This window comes from Paraburkholderia sp. NMBU_R16 (genome assembly GCF_013282575.1).
GTDB lineage: Bacteria > Pseudomonadota > Gammaproteobacteria > Burkholderiales > Burkholderiaceae > Trinickia.
The window spans coordinates 44,060-61,096 of sequence record NZ_JAAAYE010000006.1; the positions used below are offsets into that span (position 1 = coordinate 44,060).

General features: G+C 62.7%; 18 protein-coding genes. 6 read left to right on the forward strand and 12 right to left on the reverse strand.

Annotation, left to right across the window (positions count from 1 at the left end; genetic code table 11):
• Positions 1–134: 134 nt before the first annotated feature.
• Positions 135–509, forward strand: coding sequence for a glyoxalase (locus tag GWC77_RS04415; protein ID WP_173255642.1), 375 nt, complete (start codon positions 135–137; stop codon positions 507–509).
• On the opposite strand, the gene GWC77_RS04420 is transcribed toward GWC77_RS04415, so the two are convergent.
• Both GWC77_RS04420 and GWC77_RS04425 read right to left on the reverse strand, forming a co-directional pair.
• Entirely contained in the window at positions 463–1,824 is a 1,362-nt protein-coding gene (locus tag GWC77_RS04420) for an NAD(P)/FAD-dependent oxidoreductase (protein ID WP_173255643.1), read from the reverse strand. The genes GWC77_RS04415 and GWC77_RS04420 overlap by 47 nt on opposite strands.
• Positions 1,825–1,828: 4 nt before the next feature.
• A complete protein-coding gene (locus GWC77_RS04425; protein ID WP_173255644.1) occupies positions 1,829–2,923 on the reverse strand; it encodes a terpene synthase family protein in 1,095 nt (364 codons plus the stop codon).
• A 339-nt stretch (positions 2,924–3,262) separates the two neighbouring features.
• Here GWC77_RS04425 and GWC77_RS04430 point away from each other — a divergent pair, with 339 nt between their 5' ends.
• Both GWC77_RS04430 and GWC77_RS04435 read left to right on the forward strand, forming a co-directional pair.
• Positions 3,263–4,273, forward strand: a complete 1,011-nt coding sequence (locus GWC77_RS04430) for a cytochrome P450 (RefSeq protein ID WP_217283164.1) — start codon at positions 3,263–3,265, stop codon at positions 4,271–4,273.
• Positions 4,270–5,724 (forward strand): FAD-binding oxidoreductase, encoded by a 1,455-nt coding sequence (locus tag GWC77_RS04435; protein WP_217283165.1) that lies wholly within the window; start codon positions 4,270–4,272, stop codon positions 5,722–5,724. Before GWC77_RS04430 ends, GWC77_RS04435 begins: the two co-directional genes overlap by 4 nt.
• Before the next feature lie 50 nt (positions 5,725–5,774).
• Here GWC77_RS04435 and GWC77_RS04440 read toward each other — a convergent pair whose 3' ends face one another.
• On the reverse strand, positions 5,775–7,100 hold the full coding sequence (locus GWC77_RS04440) for an aspartate aminotransferase family protein (protein ID WP_173255645.1): 1,326 nt from the start codon (positions 7,098–7,100) through the stop codon (positions 5,775–5,777).
• A gap of 114 nt (positions 7,101–7,214) precedes the next feature.
• On the opposite strand from GWC77_RS04440, the gene GWC77_RS04445 reads away from it, so the two are divergent.
• From GWC77_RS04445 to GWC77_RS04455, 3 genes are all read left to right on the forward strand, one after another.
• The gene (locus GWC77_RS04445) at positions 7,215–8,618 is read left to right on the forward strand and encodes a PLP-dependent aminotransferase family protein (protein WP_173255646.1); all 1,404 of its coding nucleotides are present in this window, start codon (positions 7,215–7,217) and stop codon (positions 8,616–8,618) included.
• Positions 8,619–8,978: 360 nt separating this feature from the next.
• The gene (locus GWC77_RS04450) at positions 8,979–9,476 is read left to right on the forward strand and encodes a hypothetical protein (protein ID WP_173255647.1); all 498 of its coding nucleotides are present in this window, start codon (positions 8,979–8,981) and stop codon (positions 9,474–9,476) included.
• 83 nt (positions 9,477–9,559) lie between these two features.
• Positions 9,560–10,552: a LysR family transcriptional regulator gene (locus GWC77_RS04455; protein ID WP_173255648.1), complete on the forward strand. Its 993-nt coding sequence runs from the start codon at positions 9,560–9,562 to the stop codon at positions 10,550–10,552.
• 10 nt (positions 10,553–10,562) lie between these two features.
• Here GWC77_RS04455 and GWC77_RS04460 read toward each other — a convergent pair whose 3' ends face one another.
• The 9 genes from GWC77_RS04460 to GWC77_RS04500 form a co-directional block, all read right to left on the reverse strand.
• A complete protein-coding gene (locus tag GWC77_RS04460) occupies positions 10,563–11,042 on the reverse strand; it encodes a lytic transglycosylase domain-containing protein (RefSeq protein WP_173255649.1) in 480 nt (159 codons plus the stop codon).
• A gap of 34 nt (positions 11,043–11,076) precedes the next feature.
• A complete protein-coding gene (locus GWC77_RS04465) occupies positions 11,077–11,511 on the reverse strand; it encodes a hypothetical protein (protein WP_173255650.1) in 435 nt (144 codons plus the stop codon).
• A gap of 13 nt (positions 11,512–11,524) precedes the next feature.
• Positions 11,525–11,905 (reverse strand): hypothetical protein, encoded by a 381-nt coding sequence (locus GWC77_RS04470; protein ID WP_254366802.1) that lies wholly within the window; start codon positions 11,903–11,905, stop codon positions 11,525–11,527.
• Between the two features lie 252 nt (positions 11,906–12,157).
• The gene (locus GWC77_RS04475; RefSeq protein WP_173255651.1) at positions 12,158–12,850 is read right to left on the reverse strand and encodes a B3/4 domain-containing protein; all 693 of its coding nucleotides are present in this window, start codon (positions 12,848–12,850) and stop codon (positions 12,158–12,160) included.
• Positions 12,851–12,943: 93 nt separating this feature from the next.
• The gene (locus GWC77_RS04480) at positions 12,944–13,318 is read right to left on the reverse strand and encodes a VOC family protein (RefSeq protein ID WP_173255652.1); all 375 of its coding nucleotides are present in this window, start codon (positions 13,316–13,318) and stop codon (positions 12,944–12,946) included.
• Between the two features lie 121 nt (positions 13,319–13,439).
• Positions 13,440–13,868: a ParB N-terminal domain-containing protein gene (locus tag GWC77_RS04485; RefSeq protein ID WP_254366803.1), complete on the reverse strand. Its 429-nt coding sequence runs from the start codon at positions 13,866–13,868 to the stop codon at positions 13,440–13,442.
• A gap of 104 nt (positions 13,869–13,972) precedes the next feature.
• Positions 13,973–14,746, reverse strand: a complete 774-nt coding sequence (locus tag GWC77_RS04490; protein ID WP_173255653.1) for an ABC transporter ATP-binding protein — start codon at positions 14,744–14,746, stop codon at positions 13,973–13,975.
• Positions 14,740–15,801, reverse strand: a complete 1,062-nt coding sequence (locus GWC77_RS04495) for an iron ABC transporter permease (RefSeq protein ID WP_173255654.1) — start codon at positions 15,799–15,801, stop codon at positions 14,740–14,742. Before GWC77_RS04495 ends, GWC77_RS04490 begins: the two co-directional genes overlap by 7 nt.
• Positions 15,798–17,012, reverse strand: a complete 1,215-nt coding sequence (locus GWC77_RS04500) for an ABC transporter substrate-binding protein (protein WP_173255655.1) — start codon at positions 17,010–17,012, stop codon at positions 15,798–15,800. Before GWC77_RS04500 ends, GWC77_RS04495 begins: the two co-directional genes overlap by 4 nt.
• Between the last annotated feature and the right edge of the window lie 25 nt (positions 17,013–17,037).

Sequence of the window (17,037 nt, forward strand, 5' to 3'; positions counted from 1 at the left end):
CGGCGCTGCGCGATTTCGGGGTAGCCGCGAGTACACGGACCCCCGCTCAGCTCGATGGGCTGGCAAGCTTGTTTCGTTCTTGTTCCGTTGCTTGATGCAGAGCTATTACCAGTTCTTCACGCGAGATTGACGACATGCAACCGACCCTCACCGCCATACTGCCCTGCAACGACCTTGACCGCACCGAGGCGTTTTTCGCACGGCTGGGGTTCAAGCGCGAGACGGGCAGTCTCGGCGACTATCGAATGCTCGCCGACGGTCTCGGTGGGCAAGTCCATCTCAATCCGGCTGTCGAAGGGTGGCTCCTGCCCGGTCGCAATCCGTTCGGGCTTTACCTCTACCGCGAGGATGTAGACGAACTCGCCGCCCTGTTCGGTCGCGAAATCCTTGGAAGCGGCGACCCGAGCGACAAACCGTGGGGAATGTACGAGTTCGCGCTGAACGCCCCCGATGACGTGTTGGTCAGAGTGGGGTGGCCGACGCGCCTGCGCCCCCCTTCGCGAGGCTAGCCAGCACACTTGCCGCCGCCCTCTCTCCAGAGCAAAGACTCGAGTTCGTCGTCGAACCGGAAAAGTAGTCCCCGGCCAGTTGCACCGGCGAGCCGGCATCGACCGAATGAACGAAGCGCCGCAGCGCCGACAGGTGTCCGGGAGCATTCACCGCGATCGATGGGCTCCACCGTTGTACATGGATCCATTGCACGTCTGTCACCAGATGCGGCAGTGCGCTGACGAGCGTATCGAGCGCGGCTTTGCCGATCGCGTCATCGTCGAGATCGGCCCGCGGGTCGCTCCAGGTCTGCCGCCAGTACGTCGTGACCAAGCCGCGGCCGGCGGGCGCTCGACCCGGTGCCTTGTTGTGTTCGAGGACAACCGCCCCGAGGTCGGGCTGTTCGACGCGGGGTACGAGCAGAAAGCACGCCGACTCCGCGGGCGGGACCGATAGCGCGAACGAGACATTGACGCACCTGCCATAGCGCACGCTCTCGAGAAACGCGCGCTGATCCGGCGTCCAGTTTCGATAAAGCTGCGCTGCCTGGCGCGCAGGCAATGCAATGACGCACGCGGCGGCCTCCGTGCCGTGCAGCGTCCCGCGGGCATCGCGCCACGTGACGGTGACTCCCGCTCGCGTGCGCTCAACCTCGAGTGCGGTCGCTCCCAGCCGCACATCGTCGAGATGGCGCGCCAGCCCCCTCGGCAGGAAGCCCACGCCGGACGGAGAATTGAAGAGCCCCCGTGTCGCGAGCACGCGGCGAATGAAAAACAGAAAACTGGCCGCCGAATTGTCCTCGGCGGTATTGAGCGTCATACTCGCGCAGGTCGGTTCGACGAGGTAGTCGCGAATTTCGCGATTGAGGCGCCGCATTGCGTACTCGGGAGCGCTTTCACGGTCGGCGGCATGCGCGCGCGAAAGATCGAACCAGTCGAGTTTGTCTCCGAGCCGTATGCAATCCCATACCGCGCGCAACAGCGTCACCTTGCTGCGAGTGGAAAGCGGAATTCCGAGCATATCCTTGAGATTGCCCGCCTCGAAGCGGTGCACGTTGCCGTCGCGCACGAGACCGAAAAGGCTCGACGTGGGCACGATCTGATCGGCAAGACCCGCTTCCTCGATCAACGCCAACATGTGCCGATAGCTCGTCGGCAAAAGACTCGCACCAATGTCGATGCGGTAGCCGTCCCGAAGATGCGTCGACATGCGGCCACCGACCTCGCCCATGCGCTCCAGCACCGTCACGCGAAGCCCCGCCTTGTTCAACCGGTAGGCCGCGGCGAGGCCAGCTACGCCGGCGCCCACGACGATGACACGTTCGCCCGTGATCACCGCGCTACTCGCCTGCGCTCAGGAGATCTTCGAGGTAGGGCAGCCCCAGTGCAGCCTCGGCATCGTATCGTATCGTTTGTAAGCCCCAATCCAGATGACCTTGCATCCAGTGATGCAATCCGTGGACATACCGGTCGACGGCATCGCGTGAGTGACCGCCGAAATCCGTTGCGAATATTCTTTGGCGGGACGCATCGAAATCGGCGATACGCGATGCAATCCGCTCGATCACTTTCTGCAATGCCGTTGGTTCATCGCATCCTGTCTGGTGTTCGAGAACGATGACGAGATTGTGCACATCGCCATGCGCGCGCTCTTTGGCAACTGTGAGCAAATCGTCGCTCCAGCAGACGACATCGGCACATGCGGTCCGAGCTTCCAGCAGCAGCGGATGGCTGCGAACATCGTCCGGCAGCGGCGCATCGGCCACATATTCGAGCAGATCGAGCGACGGCCAGATCGCGCCCGCATGACGACGGTTCGGCACGAACTCGTGGATCGGCGGTATGCGGCCACGCCCTCGATTTGCCGCTTCCCACTCGCAGCCCGAAAGGTAGCCCAAATAATGTCGCGCGAAAACAGCGCGCCAATGCTCCGTCATTCGCCCGGCCAGCCGGTACCAGATGTCCCGCAGCGCGCTGACGAGGGGCAGGCACGATGACAATTCTCGGGACGGACCTGCCGACCGCGCGCCGTCTTCGAGGCGCACCGCTGTCCTTCCCGTCATCTCGCCCGCGATCGCAATGAAGGGCCGCAAGCGCTCTCTGACGAGTTGCAGCTCTCTTCCCGTTTCGCCCTCATCCAATTGATCGTCGATCAGAAAGAGCCAGCCAATCCAGGCGGTTGCCGTCTGAAGCCGATCCTGATCGATCGCGGTGGAATAAACGCGGCCCGCCAGGGCACCGGCAGCAGTCTTGCCGAATCGGTCCCGGGCAACTTTCGAGCGGGTGAGCCCGAATGTAACGGCCCATTCCCGAACCCAGGCTTCGGCTGGTCCAGTCCATACACTGACCGGCGATGGATCTGTGCCCAGCGCTTCGAGAAGCGTTCGAGCCGCCTGCATTTCGTCACGCACGTTTGCCACCGTCCCTGAATTCACGCGTGCTCAGTATGCTTCGAGGGTTAGGACTGCGAACGAATCAAAGCCGTAGGTGAATCCCCGTGGCGAACCGCAAGCTACGATTGCGCGTGCGTGCAATTCCCGACCATGAAGATACAGTGCAAGTCGACTGGACAGGAGCGGTTCCATGGCGCAGACATCGTCATATAGCCTCGATCGGCGCCTCGCGGGCTTCAGCACGTATGAAACGACGCCCGACGAAGCATTGGCATTATTTCGTGAAGCGCGGGCGTCCGGGCGCTCGGTGTTCTGGAGCGACACGCAAGGCGGCCACTTTGTGTTTCTCGACCACGCCGACGTCAAGGCGGCGCACATCGATTGGAAACCTACCGTTCCGGCCCACAGGTGCTGCGCCCGCTGGCCGAGCGGCCAAGGTTTCCGCCGATCGAATACGATCCGCCCGAGCATGCGTCGTGGCGCAAATTATTTGCGGAAGTATTGAACCCCGATACGGCAACGCTTCACGAAGCGGCTGTACGAGAGGACGTGGAAGAGTTACTCGACGACGTCGCTCGGCGCGGGACATTCGATCTGCAGGCGGATTTCGCGGAGCAGGTTCCGTTGCTCGCGCTGTGTCATCTGATCGGCTTCGACAAGTCCAAGCGCAGCGAAGTCCGACGCTATACGGTCGAACTGCATGCTGCTTCGGGAGACCCTCAGAGAGCAGCCGCGGCCTTCCAGGCGTTTGCCGAGTTTGGTCTCGAAGAAGTTCGTGCGCGGCTCCAGGAACCGCGCGATGACTTCCTGACCAAGCTGGCGCATGCGCGGCTGGGCAACCGGCCGCTGACCGCGATGGAAGTGGGCGCGACGATGAACAGTCTTCTGAACGCGGGCCACGGCACGACGGTCAGTGGGCTGACAAGTCTTTTATGGGAAGTATTGCGCGCCCCTGCCATACGAAGGCGGTTGACCGAAGATCCCTTCCTCATCCCATTCGCGGTCGAGGAATCGATGCGGCTGCATACGCCTTTTTTCGGTATCTATCGGATGACCGCCCGAGATGTGACGGTAGGTGGCGTCGATATCCCGGCCGGTAGCTCGGTGCAACTGATGTGGGCGGCCGCCAATCGCGATCCGAAGGTGTTCCGGGACCCCGATACGTTCGATCTCGATCGCGACCTCGGCAGTAACCGATTGCTGACCTTCGGTTTCGGGATACACGCCTGCATGGGCCAGCCGATGGCTCGCATGGAGATGAACGTGGCGCTAGGTGCGCTGTTGCGGAGGCTCCCGGACATCGAACTCGTAGCACCCGATGCGGTCAAGCACGAATTTGCCGGTTCGGAGACCGCCCTGATCAAATCGCTGCCCGCTCGGATCGTTCAATGACTCAAGCCATGCCGTCGAAGACGTTCTCAGACTTCCCTCCCGCGGGCTTCAAAGGTGTCGTCTTGCGTCCGGGCGACCCCGGCTATGCGGAGGCTCGAGCCCTTCCCAACGCGCGATATGCGACGCGCCAGCCCGCCCTGATCGCGCGCTGCCGCGATATCGAGGACATCGTGATGGCGGTCGAGTACTGTGCCGGGCGCGGCGAACCGATCGCCATTCGCAGCGGCGGGCATGCGATCGACGGGCATGCGATGCCGCACGATGCGTTTGTCATCGATATGTCGTTGATGAAGCGCATCCAGGTCGATCCACGGACGGGCGTCACGACGATCGAAGCGGGGGTGCTGCTCGGCGAGATGGACGCGGCGACGCAACAACACGGGTACGTCGTGCCCTCAGGTACCGTTTCCAGCACCGGCGCGGCGGGCTTGACGCTAGGCGGAGGTATCGGCTACCTGACGCGGCGATACGGCATGACAGTCGACAATCTTCTCTCGGTCGATGTCGTAACCGTCGACGGCCGCAGGCTGAGCGCATCGGCGAAAGAAAACTCGGAACTGTTCTGGGGACTGCGCGGCGCCGGCCATAATCTTGCCATCGCGACGTCGTTCACCTATCGAGCGCACAAGGTGGGACCCGACATCGTGAGCGGGCTGATCGTCTATCCCATCGAGGCTGCTGTGCCCGTCCTCAGCCGAATCGACGAAGTCATGCTCGCCGCCCCGCGCGAGCTAACGCTGTACCCCGTGATTCTGCCGGCGCCACCGCTGCCGGCACTGCCCCCGCACATGATCGGAGTACCGATCTTCGTGCTGATCGTGGTCTACTCCGGCGAATCGGCGAAGTATGAAGAAGCGATCGCAGGCGTGCGCCCGTTGGCACGCCCGCTCGCCGACATGGTTCGCCCATCCTCGTGGCTGGAAGCGAATTCGCTCCTCGATGTGTTGGCCCCTCCGGGTCGCCGCCAGCATAGCCGCGGCGGGTACCTGGCGGCGATCACCCCCGAGATCGCCCGGACTGCCGTCGATCTCGTATCGCGCGCGCCGGCACCGACCGGGCCGGGTCCGAGCGTCGCGATTGCATTTCCTTGTCTGGGTGGCGCGAACTTCGACGTTGGCGAGGATGCGATGGCGTACTCGCGCGAAGGTGCCTATTGGCTCTGGGAGGTGCTAGGTCAATGGGACGCGCCGGATAAAGACGCGGAGTACGAAGGTTGGGTCGACGGTGTGATGAACGCACTGAACCCGTATTCGCTGCGAACCGGGTACGTCAATTTGTCGACCGACCGTGGCGCCGAATGGTTACGCAACCTCTACGGCGCCCCCGAGAAATGGCAACGCCTGTGCGCGCTCAAGGCCGAATTCGATCCGCGCAACCTGCTGTCGTACAACAAGAACATCGCCCGGGCTCAAGCGGCTGCCGCATCGCTGCGCGCAGCTGGCGTTGCCTAGTTCCGGGATAGATAGCGACGATACGGGCCGCGCGCGGCGGCCCATTCCGGTCAGCCGATCTGGCGCAGCGCGTCACCAACCGTCGAGAAGATCTGATCGATCTGCCGCTCGTCGACGATCAACGGCGGCGAGAAAGCCAGAATATCGCCTGTATAACGGACGAGCACACCCGCTTCGAAGCACTTCAGGAAGACCTCGTAAGCGCGTACCCCTGGCGCATCCGCCCGCGGCTCGAGTTCGATTCCGGCGACCAGCCCAAGGTTGCGGATGTCCTTGACGTGCGGCGAGTTGCGCAATTCGTGAACCGCATCCTCGAATGCGCCCGACAATTCCTTCGCGCGCTCGAAGAGCCGCTCACGCTTGTAAATGTCCAGGGTAGCGATCGCAGCGGCCGCCGCCGAGGGATGGGCCGAGTAGGTGTAGCCGTGGAAAAACTCGATCGCGTTCGCGGGACCCGCATCGATCACCGTATCGTGAACGGCACGGCTTGCGGCAACGGCACCCATCGGGATCGCTGCATTGTTGATCGCCTTGGCCATCGTCAGCAGGTCCGGTGTCACGCCGAAGTATTCGCTCGCGGTTGGCGCGCCAAGCCGGCCGAAACCCGTGATGACCTCGTCGAAAATGAGCAGGATTCCGTGCTTGGTACAAATGTCGCGCAGCCGTTGCAGGTAGCCTTTGGGCGGCACGAGCACGCCGGTCGATCCGGCGAGCGGCTCCACGATGACAGCCGCAATCGTCGAGGCATCGTGCAGCGTAACGAGCCGCTCCAGTTCGTCGGCGAGATGCGCACCCCAGGTCGGCTGGCCGCGGGTAAAGGCGCATTCGGCGATATTGAGCGTGTGCGGCAAATGATCGACATGCGGCATCAGATTGCCGGAGAACGCCTTGCGGTTGGTCACGATACCCCCAACCGAAATGCCGCCGAAGCCGACGCCGTGATAACCGCGTTCGCGCCCGATGAAGCGGGTGCGCTGACCTTCGCCGCGCGCACGGTGATAGGCGAGCGCGATTTTCAGGGCCGTATCGACCGACTCCGAACCCGAATTGGTGAAGAAAATCCGGTCCAGCCCGGCCGGCATGAACTCGGCCACTTTCGATGCCGCTTCGAATGCCAGTGGGTGCCCCATCTGGAACGTCGGCGCGTAGTCCATCGTCGCCAACTGCCGGGAGACCGCTTCGGTGATTTCGGCGCGACCATGCCCCGCATTCACGCACCACAGCCCCGCCGTTGCGTCCAGCACGGAGCGATCGTCGACCGTCGTGTAGTACATGCCCTTGGCGGACTTGAACAGACGCGGCGCGGCCTTGAATTGGCGATTGGCCGTAAAGGGCATCCAAAAGTTGGACAGATTCGGGTTCTCCATCGTGCTCATCGCGTATCTCCATCAATGTGCGACCGACTTTAGCGACTGTGCAGGCTACAATCACTGGACGGCAAAAAACGAATGCCCAGACCGTACTGGTTTTTTCTTCCCGACTGTATTGAAATGTTCAAGCTGAATCTGTCCCGGTCCCGGAAAAACGAAGGTACGCTGGTCGAGCAAATCGTGTCGTCCGTGAAGCAGGAGCTCAAGAACGCCACCTATCCCGCCGGCACCGCACTACCTTCGGTACGCGCGCTCGCAAAATCGTACAACCTCAGCACCTATACCGTTTCCGAGGCTTACCAGCGGCTCGTCTCCCTCGGATTGATCGTGGCCCGCGCGGGCGCCGGCTATCGCGTCGCGACACCGGTGGGCCAGGCGCCCGCCGCGCCGGCGTGGCACGCGCCGAGTCTGAATGGAGCCTGGCTGCTCTCGGATGTCTTCGCGGATCAATCGATACCGATCAAAGCGGGCAGCGGCTGGATGCCCAACGACTGGGTCAACGAGAGCGGCCTGCAACATGCGCTGCGCGTCGTGAGCCGCACACCGGGGCCGCGCATCGGCGGTTACGGGCATCCCTATGGCCTGGGCGCGCTTCGCGAATACATTGGCGGATCGTTGCGTCGCTATTCGCTGTCCGTCGGCACCGCGGACGTCCTGCTGACGCAAGGCGTCACACAGGGGCTGGACCTGATCGTGCGGACGTTGCTGCAGCCGGGCGATACCGTCGTCGTCGAGGATCCTTGCTACTGCAATCTGCTGCAGATCCTGAAGGTCGCGTTCATCAATGTGGTCAGCGTGACTCGCACGGTGGAAGGCATCGACACGGAAGAGCTCGAAACCGTTATCCGCGAGCATCGCCCCAAAGGCATATTCGTCAACACGGCGCTGCAGAACCCATCGGGCACGTCGCTCAGCGCGGCATCCGCGTTCCGCTTGCTGCAGATCGCCGACCGCGAAGGTTTGTGGGTCGTCGAAGACGACATCTCGCGCGAACTCGCACCGCCCGGCGCGCCGTGCCTCGCTGCGATGGAAGGATTGAGGCGGGTCATCTATCTGTCGGGATTTTCGAAGACGATCACGCCGGCCGCACGGGTCGGCTATATCGCCGCCAACCGAGAACTCATTTCAAAGCTCGCGCTCACCAAGATGGTCGTGGGGCTGACTTCCTCGGAAGTCACGGAAAGGATGGTGGCCAATGTACTGATCGAAGGGCATTACGACCGCCATACCGCGCATATCCGTGAGCGCCTCTTCAATGCGCATGCGCGCGTCGCCGAATCGATGCTGCGCTCAGGGCTCGAAATCTTTCATACTCCCAACGCCGGCCTTTTCCTCTGGGCGAAACTGCCGATCCGGCCGGAAGATAGTTTGGCCGTTGCCACGGAAGCACTGACGAAAGGCATCTGGCTCGCGCCCGGGTCGTATTTCCGCCCGGGCGAGCTGGAATCGGCCTGGTTCAGATTCAATGCGGCCACATCGGACGTGCCCGAGCTTTGGGAATTCATACGCGGGCTCGCGGCATAGATACGAGCGCTTCGCATGACGCTGCTAGCCTCCCGCGCGAAGGGGTGTGTCGAGGCTTCGTTGGGCGCCGCCGCGCTTCGCATCGCTCGCGCGAGTGGCCGGTTCTCGCCGATAGGATCAGGGCTTCCCACTACGGTTATGGACCGCCACTTGACGTCTTGGTTACCTTGGAACAGGGCTTCCCGGCCGGAACGGACGCCGCCGCGCGATAACAACGAGACGACGTCGAGCGATTCCGGGACGCCGACGTCCGCGTCTGCGTCTCATCCCCTCCTCGACCGCTTGCGGCAACTGCCACGACGCGGCCATCCCGGTTCACCCGCCGTCGCCGACGCCGCCGATGGTCAAGCCGGCGCAGGGTTGCGAAAGGCCGCCGAGCAGGGTCTATACATCTCGCGCCAGGTCGAACATGGCAGTGCGCAGCGTTTGCTCGACTTGGCCGACGAGACACTGCGTGGGCAGGGTATATCCACCAGCGATATGGTCTTGGTACCGCCGGACAAGATGCACGTTACGGTCGTACGCAGCCCCAATCCACTGCGGACTGGCGAGACGCTCGATCCGCTCACCGAGCCGGTGACGATCAATCTGCGAACCGGCTGTCATCTGGTACGACTGGGCGATGGCATCGCATTGCGCTTCAACGCGCCCGCCCTCGAGCAGAGATGGGAAGCCGCGAGAGACAAAGGCGCTGGCTGGGCATACGGCGGCGGTTATATCGCGCACGTCACCGTTAGCTATGACGCGAAGGGCGCCGAGTTCGAGCCGATCGCCATACATCCCGACATGGATCTGACGCTGCTGGGTGAGCGTGCCGAAACCTTCGACCCCAACTGGGTCAAGCGGCAGGGCCTGTAGGGTCGCACGCTCCCCCATTTGCCGCGCTGCGGGTAAGCTACGTCCAGTTGGCGTTCGGCAAATCGAATGAATACGAGCAGACCATGAAGCGTGACTACGCGGTCCAGCGGGGCACACTCGACGGCGTCGAGGCATTCGTACGTGTCGCCGAACGCCGCAGCTTTCGAGGCGCAGCGGCCGATCTTGGCGTGACCCCATCGGCCGTGAGCCAAGCCGTCCGGGCACTCGAAGCGCGCGTGGGCATCGCGCTTTTCACGCGCACGACGCGCAGCGTGGGCCTGACCGAAGCCGGTGAGCGCTTTCTCGAACGCGCCCTGCCCGCGTTCCAGGAAATCCTTGCCGCAAGCAATGCCGCCCGCGAACTCGGCGCAAAACCGTCGGGCCTGCTTCGTATCGCTGTACCGCGCGCGGCAGTACCGCTCGTATTGCAGCCGCTTCTGGCCTCGTTCAGCGCCGCCTACCCCGATATCGCCGTCGAGATTGCCGCCAGCGAAAAGCTCGTCGATCTGGCGAAGGAAGGCTTCGATGCGGGGATACGGATGGGCGAGCTGATCGCCAGCGATATGGTTGCCATCCGGCTCACGCCGCCGTTTCGATTCATCGTGGTGGGAAGTCCCGCCTATTTCGCACGGCGTGGTCGTCCGCGCACACCGGCCGAGCTCGCCGCGCATTCGTGCATTCGGCTACGGCGCACCAACGGTGCGCTTGCGACGTGGCGGCTGAAAGAAGGGAATGAAACGGTCGATCTGAGCGTGTCGGGCTCGTTGATCGTTCACGATTTCCCGACGATGCTGGAGGCCGCGCTAAGCGGTGCGGCGTTGGCGCAAGTACCGGAGCCCGTCGCCGCGGAGCACCTGGCCTCGAGGCGGCTCGAAGAAGTGCTGGCCCGACACGCGCCGCTCACATCGGGTTTATTCCTCTATTTCCCTGACAGGAAACAGGTGCTGCCAAAGCTACGAGCGTTCATCGAGCATGCGCGATCGTTCACGCAGGATCGGCAGACCGAAGCGTCCGACACATCGAAAGCGGCGAAAACGCCGAAAGCGGGGGCACGGCGCGTGCGCTCGCGCGACTGAGACGCCGCCGTTATTCGGAAGCGCCCCACGAAACGAGTACGGCGTGAATGTCGCGCGCATATTGATCGCGCAGGCGCGGCGTTTCGGAGTGATAAGCGCCGATGGCTCGCCACGTATTGCCGTGACGCAGCATCTTCTGCTTCAGCATCCACGCGGCTACATAGACATTCACGCAGGCATTCCTCAGCGCCCCGGGCGGAACGCCATTGCGGCGCAGTTCGTTGAAGTGAATCGAGTTGATCTGCGCCTGTCCGATGTCGACGCTGCCGTCCGCGTTGCGGTGCACGGCGTCCGGATTGCCTTTCGATTCGAACCAAACGATCGCCCGCAGGATCAGCGGATTGACGCCCTGATACGCGCCGGCCTGCTCATAGCAGTCCGCCTCGGCGTGGACAGCGCCGTTCAATGCGACGGTGCAGGCAAGCGCGAGCGCAAGGCGCATCCATATCGAGTTTCGGCAACGACGGCCGGCCGGTGAAAGGTTCTTCATCGCAATAGGCTCCCCTTGCGCTGGCGGCGGCGAATCATCGCGTCATGGCAACGGATACGGCATCGGCCGCCGAACGCGCATCGTTCGCGGTCCCGCGCAATACCGCATCGAGCTTGCTCGACATCGACGTGAGGTAGGCGCGCGACTCGGGGCTGACCACCGTGCGCACGACGATCTCGGCGGGCTTGGCGGAATGAGCGCGTGCACGCAACGCCTTTTTGGAACGATGAGTACCACGCGGGACTGGAACGTCGTCCTTCAGATCCTCGACATCCTGCGCGGCCAAAGTGGGCAACGACGCGAGCGGCGGCAAGGGCGGCAGCAGTTTGTCGGGATCGGCAGGCGCGACGAATTTCATCGCCGGTGCGCCCGCCGTCGTAGCGACGGGCGTAGCGTCCGTGCTCCCCGGTGTTGCGAATGCGCATTGCGAGGCGTGCAGAAGCGCAAGAGCAATCGTGAATCGAAACATGAATCGTCTCCTGTCACTCGGTCGGCTTGACCCTGACGCTATAGGGTTGGCAACTTCCCGTCGCCACGTTGTCGATGCGAACGATCCCTGCGCGCTGAAGCGGGATGCCTCGTCGCACTGCCTGATCGAGGTAGCCGAAATCCTGCGCCAGCGCGGCGACGACGATCGTCGTCGGCTGTGGCTGCTTTGCGGCCACGGCGCCAACCTTGGCAAGCACCTCGCTCAATTGCGGATCGCGCGCCCCGAGCGCATCCGGCGGAATGACGAGGTCGACGACGCTCACCGAAGCAGGCTGCGTTTTGGCGTCGGCATTGCCGGCATCGGGGTGCATTGCCTGCAACTGGGCGCAACCGGCAAAAGCGGCCACGACGAAAACGCTGGCGAGCAGTCTCAAGATTCTTCTCCACGCTAAGGAATGCCTTATCGGCAGCGCGGAGAAATGATTTAGCCCTCTAGCGTCGAAAGGCGTCGAAAGCCCCAATCCACGGGGCTCGTCGGTGTGAAGCCGGATCGCGGAATTCCACGAACGCTGAATAGCATCTCCTCACCTTTCAGCGGTGCAGAGGGTTTCGCCAATTCATATTACAAAAGCCAAATAGGAAAGGGGCTTCTTCGATCGCATCGTGGAGGAAATCCGCATCGGTGTTTAAAACGCGAAGGCGGGCGACGTCTTCGTCAATATCGCCTGTGCCTTCGGCGCACTCCATAGCTCAGTAACCTCACGCGCCAGGACATCGAGCACTGTTGCAATGTCCGTCATCGCTGTGGCATGAAGCGCTTCGATAACGACCAATACGAGTTCGGTATCCGAACGGACCGCTGAAGCCGCGCTTTGCCGGTGTGTCCAGCGTCGAGCGTGTGCGCACGCCGTTGCATCCGCAAAAATCACCTCCCCGGGCTCGGGAGACTCGCGTTCGCCGGCAAAGGACAGATAGTGTTCGTCGCCCGCCGCAAAGCGGACCTCGAGATATTGCGCAATGCGCGAGACGTCGAATACTGCGATCGGAACCGCGAACGCGAGCGAGATCGCGTTGCATAGATCGACCAGCGGGTGAAGCCGCGGCAAAGCGCCGTCCTTCCGGAAACGCCGAAGCAACGATTCGGCGGCGCAGCGATATTGCGTGGGCTTGCATCCCATCTTGGCAAAAGCCCGCCGCCAGGCTTGGATCTCCGGCCATTCGCCTTCCGCTACCTGGCTCAGGCGCGAATGGGCCACGCCTTGAAATCTTGCGATGCGTCCATCGACTTCGACGCCATCGGTGATTCCCGGCACCAACAGCACGCCGGGAACCAGAGCGGGATGATCGTCCCAGATCTCTCGAGCATGTCGAAAATACATCAAATGGTCTCCTCTGCCGATACGGAAAGTCCGTATCGTGAGGAAGGGAGCGTTGGCCGTATTGAACGAAATTGCAGCGAGTGGCAAGTCCCGCTATTGCCCGCCGCAGTAAGCCTCGATCCGATATCCATCAGGATCGATGACAAAAGCGGCATAGTAATCCGGAGCGTAGCCATCCCGTATGCCGGGCTTCCCGTTGTCGCGCCCGCCGGCCGCCAGCGCCTGTTTATAAAATGCGTCGACGCTCGCACGGTCCGGTGCGGTGAAACAAAAATGCAGCCCGGTCCGCATATCGGGATCGACGGGGTGATCGGTGGGGGATACCCAGAACCTCGGGGAATCCGCACCATACCCGAGCAAGTCGGCAGCCTCGCGCAAACGGCGATAGCCGAGCGCACCGAGCGCCGCGTCGTAGAACAATTTGGCCTTCGCGATATTCCGTACGCCGATAGAAACGTGGTCCAGCATTTGACGCCTCCTGATATCGTTGGAACAGCAAAGCGATTGTCCAGCGGCTGTCCGTCGAAGGCTTTGCAAAAATTGCGCCGCGGATTGTTCGGTCTGCCGCCGCCATGCCGCGCACGGCGAATCAGACGCCGCCGCGCAGCAGCGACAATGGTATCTCCGTGCACGGAAGCCGAGGGGCGAACCGGTGGCGCGTCGTTTTATACGGAAAAAGAAGCTTATCCTGCAAGATCCGCTTGCAGATATGACGGACGCAAAACGGCTCGCCTGTCTGCCAGTGCGTAACCGTGACTCTCGGGTCCCGATAGTCGAGCAGCACGCATGGCAGATAGCGAAGCTCGAGCACAGCCGCGGCACGGAGCCGGTGATTGCCGTCCATCACGATCCCCGACTCCTTCTCGATCGGAATCGGCGTCGTCCAGTCGCCGGCATTGCGGATCGCCACCGCGAGACGACGGACGTCGCCCTCGTCGACGATCTCCGACGCGCGCAGAAACGAGACGGGTTTGAGCGCTACGCAGTATGCGGGTTCAGCGGGCATTTCGATGGTCATTCGCCCTCCGTCGGGAATCACCGGACCGCCGGACCGCCGGACCGCCGAATCGCCGCCTGTGCGAACGCAAGCCGCGACCGCGCAATCCGTGTCTGTTCGACGCATCACGACACTGCCAGATCGTGCATGGCGCCATCGACGATGACGTGTCGCGCCCCCATCGAGCAGCGCTCGACGCGCGCCTCGATCCGATACACGTCACGCAGCATCTGGCCTGTAATGACGTCTTCGCAGGGGCCGCTGGCGCGCGCAGTGCCGTCAGCGATCACAAGCACTTGATCGGCGAAGCGCAATGCCTGATTCAAATCGTGCAGAGCGATCAATACGATCATGCTCCGCGCCTTCGCAATGTTCCGGATGAAGCCGAGCACCTGAAACTGCCGGCGCATATCGAGCGCACTCGTCGGTTCGTCCATCAGCATGATTTCGGGCTCGCGCGCAAGCGTCTGGGCAATCGAGACGAGCTGACGCTGTCCGCCGCTCAACTCGTCCAGATGGCGAAACGCAAGCTCGCCGATGCCGATCGACGCCATGACGGTGTCGATCAGCTCGAGATCGCCTTCATGCACGGTCCATGTCGGCTGGCGTTGTTTGCGCGCCAGCAGCACGGATTCGTAGACAGTCAGCCGAGCGGTGGCAACCGAGTCCTGCGGCATGTAGCAGATGCCATCCATGCCGCGACGCGACCCTTCTATCCGCACCTCGCCGGGCCCATCGACGAGCCCCGCGATGCGTTTGAACAGCGTCGATTTACCCGCCGCATTCGGCCCCACGACGGCGATCACTTCGGCGCCCTTGAACACGGGCGTGCTGACATTGGAAAGAATCCGGCGGGCGCCGTACGCGGCGCCGACACCCTCGAGCGATAGCTTCACCATGTGTTCCTCTTGCGGCTCAGGATCAGCGAAATAAAGAACGGCACGCCGACGAGGGACGTGACCACCCCGATCGGAAAGATCGCGCCCGGCACGATGGTTTTGCTGACCACCGAGCTTGCCGAGAGCATCAACGCACCTGTCAGCACCGAGGCCGGCAGGAAAAAGCGTTGATCCTCGCCGACCAGCATGCGGGCGATATGCGGCCCGACGAGGCCGACAAAACCGATGACGCCGACGAACGCGACCGGAAACGCCGCCAGCACGCTGACCATGATCAGCGTCTGCAAGCGCAACCGCGGGACATCGATACCGAAGCTTGCCGCCTTGTCGTCGCCGAGCCGCAGCGCCGTCAATTGCCATACGCGTCGTGCGAAGATCGGCAACATGACGAGGATCGCCGCGCTGACGATGCCGAGTTTCGCCCACGTAGCCTTGGTGAGGCTGCCCATCGTCCAGAACACGACGGCGGCCACGGCCTGCTCGGTCGCCAGATACTGAACGAGCGCAAGCAGAGCATTGAAGGTGAACACGAGTGCAATACCGAGCAGCACGATCGTTTCGGCCGTGACGCCGCGCCGCGTGCTGAGTAAATGAATCAGCATCGCTGAAACGAGTGCCATGGCGAACGCATTGAGCGGCACGATGTAGTCGACAGCCACGGGCAGCAGCTTGATGCCGAACGCCAGCCCCAGAGCGGCACCGAAACTGGCTGCCGCGGAGATGCCCAACGTGAATGGACTGGCAAGCGGGTTGTTGAGAATGGTCTGCATCTGCGCACCGGCCAGCGACAAGGCAGCGCCGACGGCCACCGCCATCAAGGCCACCGGCATGCGAATCTCCCACAGCACGACGCGCAGTTGATCCGGTACCGAGGCGGGACTCAGCACGGCGCGCAACACGTCGGCGGGGCGATAGCTTGCCGGTCCGAGCGCGAGATCGCAGAGCACGCTGGCGATCAGCGCGATCGCGACGATGCCGAGCAGCAGCCGCTTGCGGCGCACGAGCCCGCGATAGGCGCTACGTTCGACCGTAGTGGGCAGGGACACCGAACTCATTGATGAAGCTCCTTCGCGGGCAGGCTGACGAAATAACCGGGTTTGTAATCGACCGGTAAAAAACGCTTATGCAATTCGCGGAACGTGGCATCGGGATCGAGGTCGGCAAAAAGCGCGGGATGAAACCATTTCGCCAGTTGCTGAATCGCCACGAAATCGTATGGGCTGTTGTAGAACTGATGCCAGATCGCATGAAACGCACGATTTCGGTTGGCGCCGATGCCCGCATAAGCCGGTCGCGCCGTGAAATACTCGAGCTTGCGCGCGGCTTCGGTCATGTCCGCGCCCGGGCCCAGACCGATCCAGTGTCCACGCGGCACGAAGGCCTCCCAATTCGCCGTCGTCACGACCACCTGGTCCGGGTTCGCGGCGACGATCTGCTCGGGGTTCAACTGACCGAACGTCGTGCGCACGATGCCGTCGGCGACGTTATGTCCGCCTGCCATCTCGACGAACTTGCCGAAGTTCTCGTTCCCGAAAGTGAGGCAACAGTCCTCCGTATAGCCGCCGATGCGTTCGATGAAGACGTTCGGTCTGGCCGGTTGGCGGGCGGCGATGACGTCCGTCACACGCCGGATCTGTTCGTTGCGAAAGGCGATGAATGCCTCCGCGCGCGCCTCCTTGCCGAAAAGCTTGCCGATGAGGCGCATCGTCGGCTCGGTGTTTTCGATCGGATGGTGGCGAAAATCGACATACACCACGGGGATGCCGAGCGCGCTCAATTTCTCCGTGTATCGCGCATCGTCGGTCGCGCGCTTCGCCTCGATGTTCATCAGAATCACATCGGGCTTGAGCGAAATGGCTTGCTCGATGTCGAAGGTGCCGTCCTCGAATCCGCCGAACGTCGGAATGTCTGCGATCTTCGGGAATTTGCTTCGGTAGGCGGACCAGGTATCCGGATCCGATTGGATCAAGTCCTTGCGCCAGCCGACGATTCGTTTGATCGGATCGTCGGTATCGAGTGCGGCGGCGAGATAGAGCTGACGCCCCTCACCCAGGATCACCCGGCGCACCGGCACATGAACCTGCACCTGGCGGCCGAGCAAATCGGTGACTGTCATCAGCGCGGGCGTGCCGGAGGCCGCTACAGCCGAGGCCTCCGAGGGCTGCGCAGCCGGCTTCGCTAACCACCATACCGAGAGCACGACGCAGAGCGCGGCAATTGCGACCGCGGCTATCGAGGTACCGCGCCGTTGGCGTTTTTCTGTCATTGCGAGAAATAGCGATGAATAAACA

What these genes read in the sequence shown, in the direction of transcription:
- GWC77_RS04415 (WP_173255642.1), top strand. Translation starts at nt 135, where the DNA reads ATGCAACCGACCCTCACCGCCATACTGCCCTGCAACGACCTTGACCGC.
- GWC77_RS04435 (WP_217283165.1), top strand. Translation starts at nt 4,270, where the DNA reads ATGACTCAAGCCATGCCGTCGAAGACGTTCTCAGACTTCCCTCCCGCG.
- GWC77_RS04440 (WP_173255645.1), bottom strand. Translation starts at nt 7,100, where the DNA reads ATGAGCACGATGGAGAACCCGAATCTGTCCAACTTTTGGATGCCCTTT.
- GWC77_RS04445 (WP_173255646.1), top strand. Translation starts at nt 7,215, where the DNA reads ATGTTCAAGCTGAATCTGTCCCGGTCCCGGAAAAACGAAGGTACGCTG.
- GWC77_RS04455 (WP_173255648.1), top strand. Translation starts at nt 9,560, where the DNA reads ATGAAGCGTGACTACGCGGTCCAGCGGGGCACACTCGACGGCGTCGAG.
- GWC77_RS04460 (WP_173255649.1), bottom strand. Translation starts at nt 11,042, where the DNA reads ATGAAGAACCTTTCACCGGCCGGCCGTCGTTGCCGAAACTCGATATGG.
- GWC77_RS04465 (WP_173255650.1), bottom strand. Translation starts at nt 11,511, where the DNA reads ATGTTTCGATTCACGATTGCTCTTGCGCTTCTGCACGCCTCGCAATGC.
- GWC77_RS04475 (WP_173255651.1), bottom strand. Translation starts at nt 12,850, where the DNA reads ATGTATTTTCGACATGCTCGAGAGATCTGGGACGATCATCCCGCTCTG.
- GWC77_RS04480 (WP_173255652.1), bottom strand. Translation starts at nt 13,318, where the DNA reads ATGCTGGACCACGTTTCTATCGGCGTACGGAATATCGCGAAGGCCAAA.
- GWC77_RS04485 (WP_254366803.1), bottom strand. Translation starts at nt 13,868, where the DNA reads ATGACCATCGAAATGCCCGCTGAACCCGCATACTGCGTAGCGCTCAAA.
- GWC77_RS04490 (WP_173255653.1), bottom strand. Translation starts at nt 14,746, where the DNA reads ATGGTGAAGCTATCGCTCGAGGGTGTCGGCGCCGCGTACGGCGCCCGC.
- GWC77_RS04495 (WP_173255654.1), bottom strand. Translation starts at nt 15,801, where the DNA reads ATGAGTTCGGTGTCCCTGCCCACTACGGTCGAACGTAGCGCCTATCGC.
- GWC77_RS04500 (WP_173255655.1), bottom strand. Translation starts at nt 17,012, where the DNA reads ATGACAGAAAAACGCCAACGGCGCGGTACCTCGATAGCCGCGGTCGCA.